The 16278-nt window shown below is 70.8% G+C and carries 13 protein-coding genes; 11 read left to right on the forward strand and 2 right to left on the reverse strand.

Annotation, left to right across the window (positions count from 1 at the left end; translation table 11 throughout):
- The first annotated feature begins 23 nt into the window (after positions 1-23).
- The 9 genes from K7B10_RS33265 (at position 24) to zapE (ending at position 11443) form a co-directional block, all read left to right on the forward strand.
- On the forward strand, positions 24-1223 hold the full coding sequence (locus K7B10_RS33265) for an ATP-grasp domain-containing protein (RefSeq protein WP_229342563.1): 1200 nt from the start codon (positions 24-26) through the stop codon (positions 1221-1223).
- The gene (locus K7B10_RS33270; protein WP_229342564.1) at positions 1220-2416 is read left to right on the forward strand and encodes an MFS transporter; all 1197 of its coding nucleotides are present in this window, start codon (positions 1220-1222) and stop codon (positions 2414-2416) included. The genes K7B10_RS33265 and K7B10_RS33270 overlap by 4 nt, the downstream gene beginning before the upstream one ends.
- Positions 2409-3593: an ATP-grasp domain-containing protein gene (locus tag K7B10_RS33275; RefSeq protein WP_229342566.1), complete on the forward strand. Its 1185-nt coding sequence runs from the start codon at positions 2409-2411 to the stop codon at positions 3591-3593. Before K7B10_RS33270 ends, K7B10_RS33275 begins: the two co-directional genes overlap by 8 nt.
- An 81-nt stretch (positions 3594-3674) precedes the next feature.
- Positions 3675-4682 carry an ATP-grasp domain-containing protein gene (locus tag K7B10_RS33280; protein WP_229342568.1) on the forward strand — a complete coding sequence of 336 codons (1008 nt, stop codon included), beginning with the start codon at positions 3675-3677 and terminating at the stop codon, positions 4680-4682.
- A complete protein-coding gene (locus K7B10_RS33285) occupies positions 4679-6010 on the forward strand; it encodes a hypothetical protein (protein WP_229342569.1) in 1332 nt (443 codons plus the stop codon). The genes K7B10_RS33280 and K7B10_RS33285 overlap by 4 nt, the downstream gene beginning before the upstream one ends.
- A 64-nt stretch (positions 6011-6074) precedes the next feature.
- Complete coding sequence (gene hisG, locus K7B10_RS33290; RefSeq protein WP_229342570.1) at positions 6075-6917, forward strand: ATP phosphoribosyltransferase; 843 nt, start codon at positions 6075-6077, stop codon at positions 6915-6917.
- Positions 6918-7097: 180 nt separating this feature from the next.
- A complete protein-coding gene (locus K7B10_RS33295) occupies positions 7098-8666 on the forward strand; it encodes an alpha/beta fold hydrolase (RefSeq protein ID WP_229342571.1) in 1569 nt (522 codons plus the stop codon).
- Positions 8667-8678: 12 nt separating this feature from the next.
- Positions 8679-10289, forward strand: coding sequence for an alpha/beta fold hydrolase (locus K7B10_RS33300; RefSeq protein ID WP_372481498.1), 1611 nt, complete (start codon positions 8679-8681; stop codon positions 10287-10289).
- A 53-nt stretch (positions 10290-10342) separates the two neighbouring features.
- The gene (zapE, locus tag K7B10_RS33305; RefSeq protein WP_229342572.1) at positions 10343-11443 is read left to right on the forward strand and encodes a cell division protein ZapE; all 1101 of its coding nucleotides are present in this window, start codon (positions 10343-10345) and stop codon (positions 11441-11443) included.
- A gap of 31 nt (positions 11444-11474) precedes the next feature.
- On the opposite strand, the gene K7B10_RS33310 is transcribed toward zapE, so the two are convergent.
- Entirely contained in the window at positions 11475-12104 is a 630-nt protein-coding gene (locus tag K7B10_RS33310; RefSeq protein WP_229342573.1) for a hypothetical protein, read from the reverse strand.
- 65 nt (positions 12105-12169) lie between these two features.
- On the opposite strand from K7B10_RS33310, the gene K7B10_RS33315 reads away from it, so the two are divergent.
- Positions 12170-13225, forward strand: a complete 1056-nt coding sequence (locus tag K7B10_RS33315; RefSeq protein WP_229342574.1) for a 5'-methylthioadenosine/S-adenosylhomocysteine nucleosidase family protein — start codon at positions 12170-12172, stop codon at positions 13223-13225.
- A complete protein-coding gene (locus K7B10_RS33320) occupies positions 13222-14673 on the forward strand; it encodes a hypothetical protein (RefSeq protein WP_229342575.1) in 1452 nt (483 codons plus the stop codon). The genes K7B10_RS33315 and K7B10_RS33320 overlap by 4 nt, the downstream gene beginning before the upstream one ends.
- 91 nt (positions 14674-14764) lie before the next feature.
- Here K7B10_RS33320 and K7B10_RS33325 read toward each other — a convergent pair whose 3' ends face one another.
- Positions 14765-16243: a glycosyltransferase 87 family protein gene (locus K7B10_RS33325; protein ID WP_229342576.1), complete on the reverse strand. Its 1479-nt coding sequence runs from the start codon at positions 16241-16243 to the stop codon at positions 14765-14767.
- Positions 16244-16278: the final 35 nt, after the last annotated feature.

The following is a 16278-nucleotide window of genomic DNA, read 5'->3' on the forward strand; positions in this document are numbered from 1 at the left end:
GCAGAGAATCCGAGGCAGCACCCATGACCGATGTCGCCATCATCAATTATGGCGCCCAACATGACTATCCGGCCATGCTCCACGAGCTGGCGGGCGGGCTCCACGTCTACAGCCACAACCCGCTCGCGCACACCGCGGGGCTCGGCTCCTACGAACACGTCCAGGACTGCGAGTTCGTCCCCTACGCCGAACTGCGCATCCGGCAGCTGGCGCGGACCCGCCGCTTCGCGCACGTCATCACCGACAACGAGTACGACCTCGAGCGGGCCGCGCGCATCCGGGAGGACCTCGGCATCCCCGGCCAGTCGGTGCGCAGCGCACGGCAGTTCCGCGACAAGGTCGTCATGAAGCAGACCGCCGGCCGCACGGTCGCCACCCCGCGTTACGCCCGGCTGAAGACGATCGTCGACCTCACCCGGTTCATCGAGGAGAACGACTACCCGGTCGTCGTCAAGCCGGTGAGCCAGGGCGGTTCGCGCGACGTCGTGGTGCTGCGCGACGAGGACGGCCTCATGGAGTTCAGCCGCCGCCACTGGCGCGAGGACCTCATGGTCGAGGACTTCGTCGAGGGCGAGATCTACCACGTCGATGCGATCCTGGCGCCCGGCTACCGGTTCGTGGCCTCCTCCCGCTACCTGCGGGACTGCCTCGGCGTCCTCTCGGGCCACAACAACGGCTCGCTCCAGCTCGACCCGGCCGGCAAACCGGCCCAGCGGCTGGAGGAGTTCCTCGACCGGGTCCTCGAAGCCTTCGACACCCCGGAAGTCGGCGCCTACCACCTCGAGGTGTTCCGCACGCCCGAGGACGAGTTCGTGCTGTGCGAGATCGCCTCCCGCGTCGGCGGCTCGCGCATCCCCGCCCTCACCCGCCTTACCTACGGCATCGACCTGCACGCCACCTGGCTGCGGCTGTCCTGCGGTCTGCCCGTGGACCCCGCGCCGACCGCCCCTCCGGCCGAACTCCGCGGCTCCATCGGCATCGTCCCCCAGGGCCGCCCGGTGCGCGCACCGCGGACCCTGCCGTTCGACTGGGTCGAGCACTACCAGGTCAACGAGCAGCTCGCGCCCGGCGCCGTGGCGCAGAACAGCACCTCCCACCTCTGCTTCGCCCTGGTCCGCGGGGCCGACACCGCCGAGGTGGAGCAGCGCCTGCTCCAGGTCGAGGAGTGGATCCTGGACAACCTGACCGAGGCCGACGAACCCGCCCGGACCCCCGCGCCGTGAACGCCTGGCGCGAGGCGTCCCCCACCGCGCGCCTCCTGCTGGTGGCGGTGCTCTTCACCGGCCTCACCACCTTCATGTTCCTGCCCCTGCTGGCCATCGAACTGACGGCGCAGGGCATACCGGCGGGCCGCACGGGCTTCCTGGTCGGTCTGCTCGCCTTCTCCGGCCAGGCGTTCTCGCTCCTGACCGGGCTGCTGGTCGACCGGTTCGGCGCCCACCGGGTGATGTCCGCCGGCTTCCTCCTGCGCGTCCTGGGCTACGTACTCCTCGGGTTCGGAGGCGGCGGCGCTCAGGCGCCGCTCGTGGGGGGGATCGTGGCGGTCGGGGTCGGCGGCTCACTGCTGGGCCTGTCGACCAAGACACTGCTCGTCTCGCAGGAGGGCACCGACGCGCGCACGATGCTCGCGCTGCGCTCGACGTTCGTGAACGTCGGGGTCGTGGCCGGGCCCGCGCTGGGCGCCGCGGTGTACCCCCTCGGGTTCGGCTGGATCCTGGCGGCCTGCGTGCTCTCGCACCTCGTCCTCGGCACCTGCCTGGTCCTGCGACGGCCCGTGACGGCCTCACGGTCACGGCTCGTCGCGGGACGGCCGCCCGCCCCGGGGGCGGACGGCGCTCCCGCCACGCCGTGGACCCTGCGCCAGTGGCTGCCCCTGTGCGGGCTGGGGGTCGCCTACTGGGCGATCTACAGCCAGCTCAACGTCCTGCTCCCCATCACCGCGAACGAGATGACCGGCAGCACCGCCGCGATCTCGGTGGTGTTCACGGCCAACGGCCTGCTCGTCGTGCTGTTCCAGTACACCCTGCTGCGCCACGTGTTCCGCCGCGCCACCGCCCGCACCCTGCTGGTCCTCGGCTTCCTCGCCTTCGCCTGCGCCTACGCCACGCTGATACCGCTCGCCGGGTGGTACTCGCTGCTCGCCTTCGTGGTGCCGGTCACCTTGGCGGAGATGCTGATCGGCCCCAGCCTCGACGAACAGGCGGTGAACGCCGCCGCCACCCGCCGCACCGGGCTCGCCCTCGGCGCGATGAGCGCGGCCGGAGCCCTCGGCAGCCTCTTCGGCTCCAGCGCCGGCGGCTACCTGCTGCAGACCGCGCGCGGCGGCGGCGAAGTCTGGCTGCTGCTCGTCGGCTCCTCCCTCGCCGCCGCGGCGATCTGTCTCCTCCTACCGAAAGTGCGTACGCGCCATGTCTGACACACAGCCGACCGTCGTGCTGCTCAATCCGCGCAGCCACGTCCTGGCCGCGGCCCGGAAGCTGGGCGCCGCCACCGTGACCGTCCCCGAACCCGGCAGGCCGCTGCCCGCGGACGGTCCGGGGCTGGCCTTCCACTCCCCGTGGACCACCGACCCCGAGGACCTCGTCGAGCGGCTGCGCGCGCTGGACCTGCCCGCCCCGGTCAGCTGCTTCGGCTTCGGCGAGCTGGGCTGCTCCGTGGCCGCGCTGGTCAACAGCCGCCTCGGCTGGCCCGGCAACCCGCCCGAGGCCCTGGAGGCGTTCAAGGACAAGGCGAAGCTGCGCTCCGCGGTGGGCGACCGCGCCGGCGCGCCCGTCGCACACGTCCTGTGCACGGAGAAGAGCGGGATCCGACCGGCCGTCGAAAGCATCGGCTACCCCTGCATCGTGAAACCCGCCGACGGCACCGGCAGCGCCGGGGTGCGCCGCCTTGCGGGGCCGGACGAGCTCGAAAGCCACCTGGAATCGCTGGACTTCACCTCCCCGCACATCGTCGAGGAGTTCCTCGTGGGAACCGAGTACAGCGTGGAGGCGATGAGCTCGTCCGCGGGCCACCGGATCCTCGCGATCACGGAGAAGGCGACCACCGGCGCACCCGGATTCGTCGAGACCGGCCACACGCTGCCCGTACGGCTCGACCCGCAGGACGAGGAGGCCGTCGCCGCCCTGGTCACCGCGACCCTGGACGCGGCGGGCTACCGTACGGGCCCCTCGCACACCGAGGTCATGCTCACGGCCGAGGGGCCCCGCCTCATCGAGTCGCACGGCCGCCCCGGCGGCGACCGGCTCAGCGACATGCTGGACCTGGCACTCGGCGAGGACGTCTTCGAACAGGCCATGGCGGACCTCCTCGGCCTGCCCGTCCCCGGCGCCCCCACCCGCGACCGCGTCGCCGGGATCCGCTACGTCACCTTCGACCGCACCGTGCCGCTCACGGTCACCGACGCGCGGACCGCGGCGGTCGCCGTCCTCCCCGGTGTCACGGAGGTCGCCATCACCGTCCCGGCGGGCCAACTCCCGCCGGAGATCCACCGGTCCGGAGACCGGCACGGCTTCGTGGTCGCCTTCGGCGCCGACCGCGAGGAGCTGGAGAGCCGCCTCGACCTCGCCGTACGCACCCTCACCACCGGCCGCTGAGCCTTCCCGCCAGCCCCCCGCCCCACCCACCCCCCCCGTGCACCGGCACGCCAACACGCCAGCGCCCGAAAGGCACTTCCCATGTCGTACAAGATCCTGGTCCTCGTATCCGAGGCAGCGAAATTCCGGCTCGACAACCACTCGATCATTCCGAGTGCGCTCCACCGTGAAGGGCACGACGTCCACATCGGCGACATCGACACCCTCTGCCTGCACGACAACGTCGTGGTCGTCGACCGGGTGCAGCTCAACGAGGAGTACCTGACCGGCCACGACTTCCCCGCACTGAGCGAGTCCTACGCCTCCGCCGAGGACTTCGACCTGGTCTGGGTGCTCACCGGCACCCACCCCGAGGCCCTCGCCGACTCCTTCCAGCTGCTGTGGCTGCTCAACCGGCGCGTGCCGTTCGTCAACGACGCCTCCGCCCTCTTCTACCTCAACTCCAAGATCACCCTGGGTGCTGCGGTCCCCGCGGAGCACCTGCCCTCCTCGTACGTCTCGAACGACTTCGAGTACCTCACCGAGCTGGTCGAATCCGACGAGAACCGCACCTGGGTGCTCAAGCCGACCAACGAGGGCTGCGGCGCCGGCGTGTACTTCGTCAACAAGAACGAGCGAAACCGCCCCGCACTGCTCCAGGCCGCCACCGGCAACGCCGTGCCGCGCTACGAGATGTACAGCCGCAACATCATCGGGCTCTCCAAGCGGTACACGGCCGTGCAGGAGTACATCCCCAACGTGCGCAGCAACGAGAAGCGCGTGATCATCGCCGGCGACGTGCCGGTCTGCGGCTTCCGCCGCTTCCACTTCGACAACGACGACCGGGCCAACGTCACGCTCGGCACCAAGTTCGAGGGCCTCACCCTGACCCCGGAAGAGGACGCGTTCGTCCGCGACCTCGGCAAGCGCATGATGGACCTGGGCATCTTCTACTCCGGCATCGACATGGCGTACCCCTACATCATGGAGTTCAACCTGGTGAACCCGGGCGGGCTCAACTACTCCTTCCGGGCTACCGGCGTCGACCAGTCCTCCGAGACCGTCAACGCCGTCCTCGCCGCCCTGCGCACCGCAGGGAAGATCTCGTGACCGCCTGGTCCTCGCTCGACCCGCGAGCCACCGTCGCCTGGACGGAATTCGCCGCCACCGGCGCGGCCGACGCGGACAACGAGCGATTCCAGAAGCGGCTCCACCGCCCCGGCTGGGTCCACGCGTACCCGCCCGTCGTCTTCCACGGTGCAGCGGCCGACGAGGTCACCGACCTCGGGCTGCGCCTCGCCGAGCTCGTCTCGGACTTCCCCCGCCGCGCCTTCGGCGACGACCTGGAGGCCTGGGCCGGGTACCTCGGCATCCCCGGCGAGGACGCGGAGCTGATGGTCAGCGCGCTGCGCCACCCGCGCACGGGCCGCGCGGCCACGTCGATCATGCGGCCGGACCTGGTCGTGACCGACCACGGACTCCAGCTCGTCGAGCTCAACGTCTCCACTCCCATGGGCGGCATGAGCACGATCGCCCCCTACACCGAGGCCACGCTCGACACGGACTACGCCCGCTTCCTCGCGGAGCGCGGCCTCATCCCGGAATCCGCCGCCACCTCGCACATCTGGCTCGACATGTTCGTCGGCCTGCTGCGCGACCACGACACGGAGCGGCCGCTGCACGTGTTCGAGGCGATCGCGAACCCCGCGGACTCCGACTCGGGCCGGCGGTTCTTCGTCGACATGATCCGCTCGGGCGGGTACGAGGTCAGCTGCGGCCTCGTCACCGACCTCGAACTCGACGAGGAGGGTGCCTCCTTCGAGGGCAGGCGGATCGACGTGGTCGTCACCATGTACACCTGGCACGAGACCAAGAAGTACGTACCGCCCGCCCTCACCCGCAAGCTGATGGAACTCGACATCGCCGAGAAGATCGACTTCATCGGCGCACCGGCGACGGCCCTCCACGACAACAAGGCCAACCTGGCCCTGCTCACCGAGCCGGAGTTCGACCACCTCCTGAGCGACGAGGAGCGGGCCCTGGCGCGGGCCCACGTCCCGCTGACCTTCCGGCTGCGGGCCGACACCCTCGACCGCGCCCTCGCGGAGCGCGAGGAGCTCATCTGCAAACCCGCCTCGGCCTACGGGGGCAAGGACCTGGCCTTCGGGTTCACCCAGGACGACGGGCAGTGGCGGGCCCTGCTGGAGGAGCGCCTCGCCGACCCGGGCGAAACCTACGTCCTCCAGCGCCGGCTGCGCCCCGCCGTCGTCGAGGTGCCCGGAGCGGAGCCGGCCGGGCGCGAGGTGGTCCTGGCCCCGCTGGTCTTCGGCGGCCGCTTCGCCGGCACGTTCCTGCGCCAGGCCGCGCCGAGGGCCGCCTCGGCGATCAACGCCTCCAGCGGTGCGGAGGCGGCCGGTGTCCTGACCTTCGACACCTGAGCCGGCTCCTCCGGATCAAGCCCACGCCCATCCCTCGTCGTGCGCACGCAAGGAGTTCAGACGGATGCTAAGGATCGCGGTACCCAACAAGGGCTCCTTGTCCGAGCGCGCCTCGGCCATGCTGAGGGAGGCCGGCTACCGTCAGCGCAAGGAGGCGAAGGAACTCGTCACGGTCGACCCCGGAAACCGGGTCGAGTTCTTCTACCTCCGCCCGCGCGACATCGCCGTGTACGTCGGCGCGGGGCGGCTCGACCTCGGCATCACCGGCCGCGACCTGCTGCTGGAGTCGGGCGTCAACGCCGAGGAGGTCCTGGCGCTCGGCTTCGCCCGCTCGACGTTCCGCTACGCGGTCAAGCCCGGCTCGGCCCGGGGCACGGCCGACTTCGACGGCATGACGATCGCCACCTCGTACGAGAACATCGTGGCCAAGCACCTGGCGAACAACGGCATCCAGGCCACGGTCGTCCATCTCGACGGCGCCGTGGAGACCGCCGTCGAGCTGGGCGTGGCCCAGGTCGTCGCGGACGTGGTGGAGACCGGGACCTCGCTGCGCAACGCCGGTCTCGAAGTGATCGGAGAGCCCATCATGGAATCGGAGGCCATCCTCGTCCGCCGCCCCGGCACCGACGATCCCGGGGCCCGGCAGTTCCTGCGGCGCCTCCAGGGCGTCCTGGTGGCCGGCGCCTACGTGATGATGGACTACGACTGCCGCGCCGAGCACCTGGAGGACGCGGTCGCCCTGACCCCGGGGCTCGAAGCACCCACCGTCTCCCCGCTGCACAACGAGGGGTGGGTCGCCGTCCGGGCCATGGTCCCGGCCAAGGAGGCGCAGCAGATCATGGACGACCTCTACGCGCTCGGCGCCCGCGCGATCCTCACCACGGCGATCCACGCCTGCCGGCTCTGAAGCCCCGCCGCCCCGCCGCCCCGGTCGGCGGGTCGGCGGGGCGGGGCGGAGCCGCCGGTCGCTCCGCGTGCGCGCGTACGGTCCACCGAGTAGCGTCGGGAGGGAGCGTTCCGTCCACACCGCTGCGGCCCGGCCCGGCCCGGCGGTCCCGCCGCCGGTACGGCAGAGGGACGAGATCACATGCCGAAGCACAACATCCATGCGGTGACCGCTGCGGCCGCTCTGGTCTGCCTGGCGGCACTCGGCCCGGCACTCGGCCCCGCACCTGACAGCGCCGCGTCACCATCCGCCCAGTCCGCCGGGCGGTCCGGTGCGGCGGCCCCGTCCCGGTTCGTCCCCGGCCCCTGCCCCAGGACGCCCGAGCCGATCGAAGCGCTCGCCGACGCGCGGTGCGGCTTCCTCGAGGTCCCCGAGAACCGCTCCCGCCCCGGCGGAAAGACGATCAAGCTGGCCGTGGCGGTCATTCCGGCCGTCAAACCGGCGAAGCCGGCGCAGGACCCCTTGGTGTTCATGGCGGGCGGCCCCGGTGGCGACACGTTCGACGACATTCCGTTCCTCATCGAGTCCGGCCTGAACAAGGACCGCGAACTGATCCTCATGGCCCAGCGCGGCAACCTCTACGACCAGCCGAACCTCGCCTGCCCGGAGATCGACCGCTTCAACGCGCGGTCCGTGGGCCTCGGCTACGACGCGAAGCAGGCGCAGCAGCTCATGCTGAAGGCGGTGAAGGGGTGCCGGGACCGCCTGACGGCCGCCGGTGTCGACCTGAGCGCCTACAACACCACGGAGAACGCAGCCGACTTCGCCGACCTGCGGACCGCCCTGAACATCCCCCGGTGGAACGTCTACGGCTACTCGTACGGCAGCAACCTCGCGCTCACCTACCTGCGCCTGCACCCCGAGGGAATACGCGCCGTGGCGCTCGACTCGGTCACGCCTCCCCAGAGCGCAGTCCTGCCGTGGGGATGGCCGAGCGCCGCCGAGGGGATCGACGACATCTTCGCGGCCTGCGCGGCGGAGCCCGCCTGCAAGAGCCGCTACCCGGACCTCCCGCGCACGCTGACGGAGCAGGTGCGCAAGCTGGAGGCCCACCCGCTGACGCTGGACGTCCCGCCGCCGGGCGGGGGAAAGCCGGTCAAGGTCGTCCTCGACGGCGGCGCGCTGCTGAACCTGATCGTCGCCTTCACCCCCCGGCCCAAGGACCTCCCGGCGGCGCTCGACGAACTGAGCCGCGGAAACCCGCAGCGCTTCGCCCAGGCCCGCGCGGCCGGCTCGGTCCAGAACACGGGCGCGTTCGCGCACGGCCTGACGAACTCGGTGGCGTGCGCCGAGTGGGCGCCGGGGTACTCGGAACCCGACGTGCTGAAGGCGGGGCGCGAGGCCTTCCCCGGCTGGCCGGACACGGTCCTGGCCCAGGTGCCGCAACTTCCCTTCCAGTTCCCGGTGTGCCGGACCTGGAACGTTCCGGACCGCGCGTCCGTCCAGCGGGTGGCCACGGTCAGCTCGGTGCCGGCGCTCCTCATCTCCGGCACGTTCGACGTGAAGACCGGGGCGAGTTGGGCGAAGGGCGTGGCTCGGAACCTGTCCCGCTCGACCTCCGTGGAGGTCCCGGGAATCGGTCACTGGGTGGTACCCCAGTCGCCCTGCGCGCAGCACGTGCTGGCCTCCTTCTTCGCCCGCCCGACCGCGCCCGACACCGCGTGCGTGGACGGCCTCCGACCCGGACCGTTCACCATCGTCCCGAAGTGACCGGGAGGCCAGATGACACGCCATCAAGAGCCCCGTCGCCGCCCCGGCGTACGACGAGTCCGGGCCGCGTCGGCCGGCATGGCGACCGGACTCCTCGTCACCGGACTGCTCGCGGCGCCCGCTCAGGCGCTGTCCCGCTCCGACGCCACCGACGGTCCCGCGGCGCCGATCGGCACGGCCGCCCGCACGGTGGGCGACGCCCGGTACGAACCGGGCCCCTGCCCCAGGACGCCGGAACCCGTCGAGGCGCTCAAGGGGGCCCGCTGCGGGACCTTGACCGTGCCCGAGAACCGCGCCGAGCCGACCGGCAAGACGATCACGCTCGGTGTCGCGATCGTGCCCGCCAAGGCCGACAAGCCGAAAGCCGACCCCATCGTGTGGCTAGCGGGCGGCCCCGGCGACGACGCCGTGGGGGAGGCGAAGATGGCGATCGACGGCGGCCTGAACCGCGACCGTGACGTGATCTTCATGTCCCAGCGCGGCACGTACTCGGCGCGGCCGAACCTCCTGTGTCCCGCCATCGACGAGTTCAACGCACGCGCGGTCGGCCTCGTCCAGGACGCCCCGTCCACCGAACGCCTGCACGTCGCGGCCACGAAGGCCTGCCGCGACCGGCTGGCGGCCCGCGGGATCGACCTCGGGGCCTACGACGACATCCAGAGCGCGGCCGACTACGAGGACCTGCGCACCGCGCTGGGCCTGGGGCAGTGGAACCTGTACGGGATCTCCTACGGCACCCACCTCGCGCTGGCGTACATGCGCCTGCACCCGGAGGGGCTCCGCGCGGTGGGTCTCGACGGCATCCTGCCGCCGTCCAAGGGCGGGTCGGCCGCGACCTGGAGCAGCGCCAGGCAGGGCTTCGACGGCCTGTTCAAGGCCTGCGCCGCCCAGCCCGCGTGCAACCAGCGCTACCCGAACCTGTCGGCCACCTTCGACCGGCTCGTCCGCCGGCTCGAAGCCAAGCCGGTCACCACCACCGTCACGGTCCCCGGCAGCGACAAGCCGGTGAAGGTCGTACTGGACGGCGGGGCCCTGGTGAACTGGATGACCTCCGCCACGCACGTGGCACCCCAGGTCCCCATCGCCCTCGACGAGCTGGCGCACGGCAAGCCGCAGCGGATCGCCCGGCAGTGGGCGGGCGGAAAGCTCAGCCCGCAGGCCATGGGCAGGGTCGCGCACGGTCTCGTCTACGGAGTCTTCTGCAGCGAGTGGACCCCGTACGAGACCCAGGCCCAGGCACTCAAGGGCGGTCAGGAAGCCTTCCCGACGTTCCCCCGCTCGGTACAGGCCCAGGCCCCGCAGCTCGCCTTCCTCCGCCCGGACTGCGACGTCTGGAACGTCCCCGCGGCCCCGAGCTCCATCCGGGACGCCACGCGCGGCGACATCCCGACGCTCGCCCTGTCGGGCGGCTTCGACTCCCAGACGGGCGCGGACAACGGCCCGTACGTGGCCCGGACGCTGAGCAAGGCCAAGGTCGTCACGGTGCCGTACGAGCCGCACGTGGTGTTCGCCACCTCGAAGTGCGCCCAGGAGATCGCCGTCTCCTTCTTCGACACCCCGTCCGCCCCGAAGACCGCCTGCCTGACCACCCTCAAGGCCCCCGAGTTCGAGACGGGCCCGTAGGGGGTGCACGGTCGGCGGACGAGTCTGTCCGCGATGCCGGTCAGGGTGCGATCATGACCCGAAGCCCAGCGTACGAACGGATGAACCGACCGGTGCCCCAGCACGCCCAGGCCATGCGCCGCCATTTCCACGAGGCCGCCGCACGGCGCGGCTTCTCCGTCGCCCCCGCGCAGGAGGCCGCCGTCGAGCGGCTGGCCCACCTGGCGGGCGAACTCCGCCGCCCGGCCTGGACGTTCCCCAGGCCGCCGCGCGACCTGTACGTCTGGGGCCCCGTGGGCCGGGGGAAGTCCTGGCTCGTGGACACCTTCTACGAAGGGCTGCCCACGGGGCGCAAGCGCCGCCTGCACTTCCATGACTTCTTCCGCCGGCTGCACGACGGAGTGACCAGGCCGGGTGCTCGTCACGACGGGCAGAGCGCCGTCGACAGCGCTCTCGACGAGCTGATCGGGGACAGCCGGATCCTCGTCTTCGACGAGTTCCACGCGCACGACGCGGGCGACGCGATGCTGATCGCACGCCTCTTCCGTACGCTGCTCGACCGCCGGATCACCCTGGTCACCACCTCGAACTACCCGCCCTCCGGGCTGATGCCGGACCCGCTCCACCACCACCTGTTCGAGCCGACCATCCAGCTCATCGAGGAGCGGATGGACGTCCTGGACGTCTCGGGTCCGGTGGACTTCCGTCGTGCGGCGGCGCCCGCGGCGGCGGACGGCGGCCGCCGGTTCGCGACGGGCCTGTGTCTGCCGCCGGGTGACGCGGGCCCGGAGGAGCTCGGCCTCGGTGCCCCGCAGCCCGGAGAGGCCACCCCCGTCCGGGCCCACCTGCGGCAGCTGCCGGCCCGCGCGGTGCGCGGTGACATGGTCTGGTTCGCCTTCGACGCCCTGTGCGAGGCTGCGACGGGCGTGCCCGACTACCTGGCCCTCGCCGAACGGTTCGGCACTCTGGTCCTGGACGGCGTCCCCCCGCTGGCCGAGGCGTCGGCGGACGGGCGGCAGCGGTTCGCGAACCTCGTCGACGTCGCCTGCGACCGCGACATCCGGCTCGTCCTCATCGGCTCCGCCCCCCTCACCGCCCTCCCCGAAGGCCAGGCCCTGACCCGCGACCTGGACCGCACGACGAGCCGCCTCGCGATGCTCAGGCGCCCGAGCTGAGCCCGCTTCCGCCCCGTCCGCCTGCACCCGTTCACGGGCCGGGGCTGGTGGTGGTACCGCTGTCGCCCACACGGAACGGTGCCGCGTACACGAGGATCTGCCAGGCCAGAACGACTATGGCCAAGGCTTCGGCGACGGAGGCGGCCAGCACTGCGGCTCCCTGGTTGCCGTCCAGCCAGAAGAGCGCGAGTCCCCCCAGCGGGACCAGGCAGAAGGTGCTCAGATCGACCAGACATTGGATCAGCTTGCGGGATCTGCGGCGCGCGTCGCCCCGATGGGTCCTCTCCCACCCGAACGGTTCCCGGTTCGCGCCATCCGGTCCCGATGTCCCGTTCGCAGCCTCCGTGTCGAGCCCCGCCACCAGGCGCGGCCCCAGATCGGTGCGGATGTAACGTCCGATCGCGGAGATCTTCTCGTCGTTGACGAGATAGGTCCATCCGAGGATCACGCATACCGGCGGCAGGGCGAGCAGCAGCAATGTCGCCTTCGCCTGGGCCGCGGCCACGATGACCGCCGTGACCGCGGCCAGTGTCACGTACAGCAGGTTGTCGCGGAACCCGATCCTGACCTTCTGCTCCTCCTTGATCACCTGATATTCCGTAACCAGCAGATTCCGCCATGCCGGACCGTGGCCGGCATGCTCCGGCTGCTCTGAGTACATAGCTCCCCCCGCGGTTGTTCCTCAACTCAGTGCTCCCACAAAACAGTTCGCCCTACACTAGGCGCATGTCGGAGTTAGTGCCGCTTGCTGTCATCCTGACAGCGCTGCCCCTTGAGTACATGTCGGTACGCGAGCACGCAGTAGTCGACGAAGTTCGGGTTCACTCCCATGGCACACGGGTCGAGTGCGCTCGTTTGCCCGGTACGTCGTGGCGCGTCGCCCTGGTCGAGGTGGGAATGGGTTCCCGTACGACGGCCATTCTCACCGAACGAATGGTCGAATGGCTCGCCCCTCAAATGGTGATCTTCGTGGGCGTGGCGGGCGGGCTCAAGGACGACATCGGCATGGGCGACGTCGTATTCGGCGAGAAGGTGTACGGGATCCACGGAGGCAAGAGCGCCCCCGAGGGCTTCCTGGTGCGTCCGGAGGCGTGGCCCCTTTCCCACCGCCTGGAGCAGGCGGTCCGCGCCGCCGTGCGCGGACGGCCGGATGTGCATGTCGGCGCGATCGCGTCCGGTGATGTGGTCCTGGCCGACGCGTCGTCCGACATCGCGAATCACTTGCGGGCGCATTACAACGATGCCCTGGCTTTGGACATGGAGGGCGTCGGTCTGGTGGAGGCGGCGCATCTGGCCGGTGGGCTGGACGCGATCGTCGTGCGCGGGATCAGCGACAAGGCGAACGACGGGAAGAGGGCCGCGGACGCCGCCGGATTCCAGAAGGTCGCCGCGGACAAGGCCGCGGAGGCGATGGTGTCCCTGCTCGCCCTGCTCGGTCCGCCGACACCTCATCCGGTGGCATCGAGATCGCCGAGGGAGGGTTCGCCGGATGCCCTTCCGCCACTGGTTCCGGACAGCCTCGACTGGATCCTTCCCAAGCCGGAAGGCGACGTGCTGCGTGCCATGGCGAGCCTCGGTGCCCGGAGCAGCGACGGCCGGTTCACGTCGGCGGCGGTCGACTCGGTCGCCGCCGAGGTGGTTCCACATCTCACCCGCGAGCGAGCCGAGGAAATCCTCCGTTCGCTCATCGGTCGCCGGTACTTGCGCAAGAGCCCCGGGGGCCGGCTGGAAGTCACACCGGAAGGGCTTCAGGCCCTTGTTCGTTGGAGAGGGAACCGATGACCTACAAGCCCCGTACCTTCAGCATTTCCAACGTGTCGCGTTCCGCCGGCGAGGGTGTCCTGGACGTCCCGAGTCTCTCCGTTCTGCGGTACAAGAGTCCTGCCGTGCTGCTCAAGGAGTTCAAGGACACCTGGGGAGTGGAAGCCCGGGCCATCGCGCTGCCCGTCGCGGAGGCCGACGGTCTGCTGTACGAGGTCGACGGCCTGGGGGGCGTGCCGCTCTCGAGCCACGCCCAACCGTCCCGGACGCTCAAGGGCTTCGAGGACGTGGTCGAGGAGTTCCTCGGCGCGAAGAAGGACATCATCCTGACCTTTTGTCCCACCATGGGATACATCCCGGGCGAAGGGCTGCAGATCTGTGACATCAGTGGCGTGATGTCTCCGCAACCCTGCATCGCGAACCCGCGCTCCACGGAGGTGCTGGGGGCGATTCTCGGTACGGGGATCGACATCGTCCAGCAGATCGCCTCCCGGAAGCCGGGCTCCGGGCTCATCGGCATCGCCCTCGACGTCACCGACCTGTGGGGCATGAGCGGGCAACTCGGCAGGGTCGAGGCGACGTGCTTCTGCACCGCGTGTACCCGTCACTTCGCTGCGACGACCCCCGAACTGCTGAAGTACTTCAAGACCTTTCCGAATCCGTGGAGTCTCCTCCTGCGGCCGACGCCGACCGGAATCGACTTCGCCAGCGAAGTTTCTCCGGGAATCACGCCGGAGGAGATCGTGGGAATCGCCCGGCAGCGAAACTACATCGAGCAGTTCCCGAAGTCGGAGCAGAGCGAACTGCTCGAGTACGCCAATCTCCTGCTGCGTTACATGCGCAGCAGGCAGTCCCTCACGCTCGGCGCGGTCGGCGCTCTGTTCGACTACGCGACCCAGGACCTGGACAACAAGTTCACCCGCATCCTCATCATGGAGGGTGAGACGTACGGGTGGACCTCCGGAATCTGGCTGGAGGACCTCGACAACGAGTTCCAGGACGAGGAGAACCGGAGCTTTGACGAGCTGTGGCTCAATGTGACCACGGGGTACATCCCGCGGAGCGTTCCCTATCGCGCCTACATGTGGCGTCGCAGCCGGTACACGATCAACAACTTCTTTGATCTGGCGGGGAGCCTGTCCAGTGCCTCGATGCGAGCCAACACGATGCTGAGCCAGATGAGCAGCGAGGAGTGCAGGCGCTTGGTCGCCGACCGCTGGCAGCGCGTCCATGGCAGCGCCCTCAGTTCGCAGGCGGCACTGGTGTCGTTGCCGCACAGGTCGGGAGACGGAGAGACCGGCGCCCACGTCCGCCGCGGCTTCGTCGGTGTCGGCCTGGACCGGGAGTTCGGTGACCGGTTCAGCGACCAGATGGTGATCCTGCCCAGTCACGCGGACAATGCGGCACGGCCGGTCGATTTCGACTTCTCGTCGATCCTGCGCAACATGCAGGGGAAGAACGGCAACTGAGGACTCCTCACACCCCGAGCTGCCTGGCCATGGGTGACCAGGCAGCAGCCGGGGTTGGGCGCGGGGTGCTGCCTGGCGAGGCCGCCGTTCCTCAACGGGCGTCGTCCGTCCGGGTCCGGGTCTGGGGCGGTGGCGGGGGAGGACCTTCCCGTGACGGCGTGGCCGGGGCGTCCACCGCCTGAGTCGCGGCTCGTCGTCGGACCCGGCTCATCGCGAGGACGAGGGCCGCTGCCGCGCCGTACGCGATGTTGCTCAGCGAGGGCTGGAAGTGGAGCGCGGGGGCGAGGACGTAGACGGCGGCGCCTGCGAGGGGGATCCCGAGCCATTCCCAGCGTCCGTCCAGGGCTACGAGGGCGATCAGGAGCAGCGCGTACCAGGAGTAGCCGGGGGTGAGGAGGACGAAGGACCAGCCGGTGACCAGGAGGGCGCCGCTCCAGGGGCGTCGCGGGTCCCCGCGCCGCATCACGTACAGGCAGACGCCCGCGACGACGGCGAGCAGTACCGGGAAGGCCCAGGTGTCCGGCAGGGCCAGGCGCAGGAGCGAATAGCGGGACCCGGCCGAGGCGTCGTCGTAGCCCTCCTCCTCGACGTAACCGCCGAGGTAGCCGAAGACCGAGCCGTGCGAGAGGCGCACGTAAGGGAGGTAGACGAGTACGACGAAGGCAGTGGCGGGCAGCAGTACGACGGCCGCGTCGCGCACGCGGCGGACTCCGGACAGCGCCCCGGGGAGGACGACGGCCGGCATCAGCTTCGTGGCGATGGCGGCGCCGATCAGCACTCCGCCCGCCGCCCGCCGGGTCAGCGCCCGGGAGGCGACGAGGCCGAGTCCGGCGACCGCGAGGAGCACGCCCAGGACGTCGACGTGGGCGTTGTTGACCGCCTCGACGGGAACGGCCGGGCACCAGGCCCAGTACGCGGCCTTGCGGAGGTCGTCGCCACGCCGCCGGAGGATCAGGAGGAGTGCGCCCGTGACGCCGAGGGAGACCAGGGCGGCGCCGATCTGCAGCGGTTTGTGGCGGGCGCCGGCGGGGGAGAGCCGGTCGACGGCCAGGAAGTACGCCTCGGCGACGGGCGGGTAGATGGTGTGCACGGCGGGCCTGTTGATGCGGGTGCAGTGGCGTGCGCCGTCGGTGGGCGGGACGGGTGCGAGGTCCGGGCCGGTGCAGGCTGTGCCCGTGGGGAACAGCCAGGGGTCGCGCAGCCCGGCGAGCGCCGGGTCCTGGGGGGTGTGGTCGTACGGGGAGGTGCCGGCGGACTGGACGCGGCCGTCCCAGGCGTAGCGGTACGAGTCGGTGCTGGTCCGCGGCGGCCCCGGCAGCCCGGTCAGCGTGACGGCGACGGCCCCCGCGGCGATCAGCCACGTGACGCTGCGGGCAGGAACCCGGCGCAGAGCCAGCAGCGCGACGGCGAAGAGTGCCCAGCAGGCCGCGTACCAACAGAACAGGCCGACGGGGTCGCTGAAGTAGCCCCCGTACGCGATGGTGCGGGCGAGGAGCGTCGTGAGTGCGGCGAGGGCGAGGGCGGTGGCCACCAGCGAGGTGCGAGGAGTGAGGGCGGTAGGGGCTTTCACCTGCGGAATCGTTCCAGGGATCGGCTCTCCCGCGG

The organism is Streptomyces flavotricini (genome assembly GCF_020639365.1).
Lineage (GTDB): Bacteria > Actinomycetota > Actinomycetes > Streptomycetales > Streptomycetaceae > Streptomyces > Streptomyces flavotricini.

Coding starts and splice junctions, on each gene's coding strand:
- hisG (WP_229342570.1), top strand. CDS start 6,075: ATGCTAAGGATCGCGGTACCCAACAAGGGCTCCTTGTCCGAGCGCGCC.
- K7B10_RS33265 (WP_229342563.1), top strand. CDS start 24: ATGACCGATGTCGCCATCATCAATTATGGCGCCCAACATGACTATCCG.
- K7B10_RS33295 (WP_229342571.1), top strand. CDS start 7,098: ATGCCGAAGCACAACATCCATGCGGTGACCGCTGCGGCCGCTCTGGTC.
- K7B10_RS33280 (WP_229342568.1), top strand. CDS start 3,675: ATGTCGTACAAGATCCTGGTCCTCGTATCCGAGGCAGCGAAATTCCGG.
- K7B10_RS33310 (WP_229342573.1), bottom strand. CDS start 12,104: ATGTACTCAGAGCAGCCGGAGCATGCCGGCCACGGTCCGGCATGGCGG.
- zapE (WP_229342572.1), top strand. CDS start 10,343: ATGACCCGAAGCCCAGCGTACGAACGGATGAACCGACCGGTGCCCCAG.
- K7B10_RS33320 (WP_229342575.1), top strand. CDS start 13,222: ATGACCTACAAGCCCCGTACCTTCAGCATTTCCAACGTGTCGCGTTCC.
- K7B10_RS33315 (WP_229342574.1), top strand. CDS start 12,170: ATGTCGGAGTTAGTGCCGCTTGCTGTCATCCTGACAGCGCTGCCCCTT.
- K7B10_RS33275 (WP_229342566.1), top strand. CDS start 2,409: ATGTCTGACACACAGCCGACCGTCGTGCTGCTCAATCCGCGCAGCCAC.
- K7B10_RS33300 (WP_372481498.1), top strand. CDS start 8,679: ATGACACGCCATCAAGAGCCCCGTCGCCGCCCCGGCGTACGACGAGTC.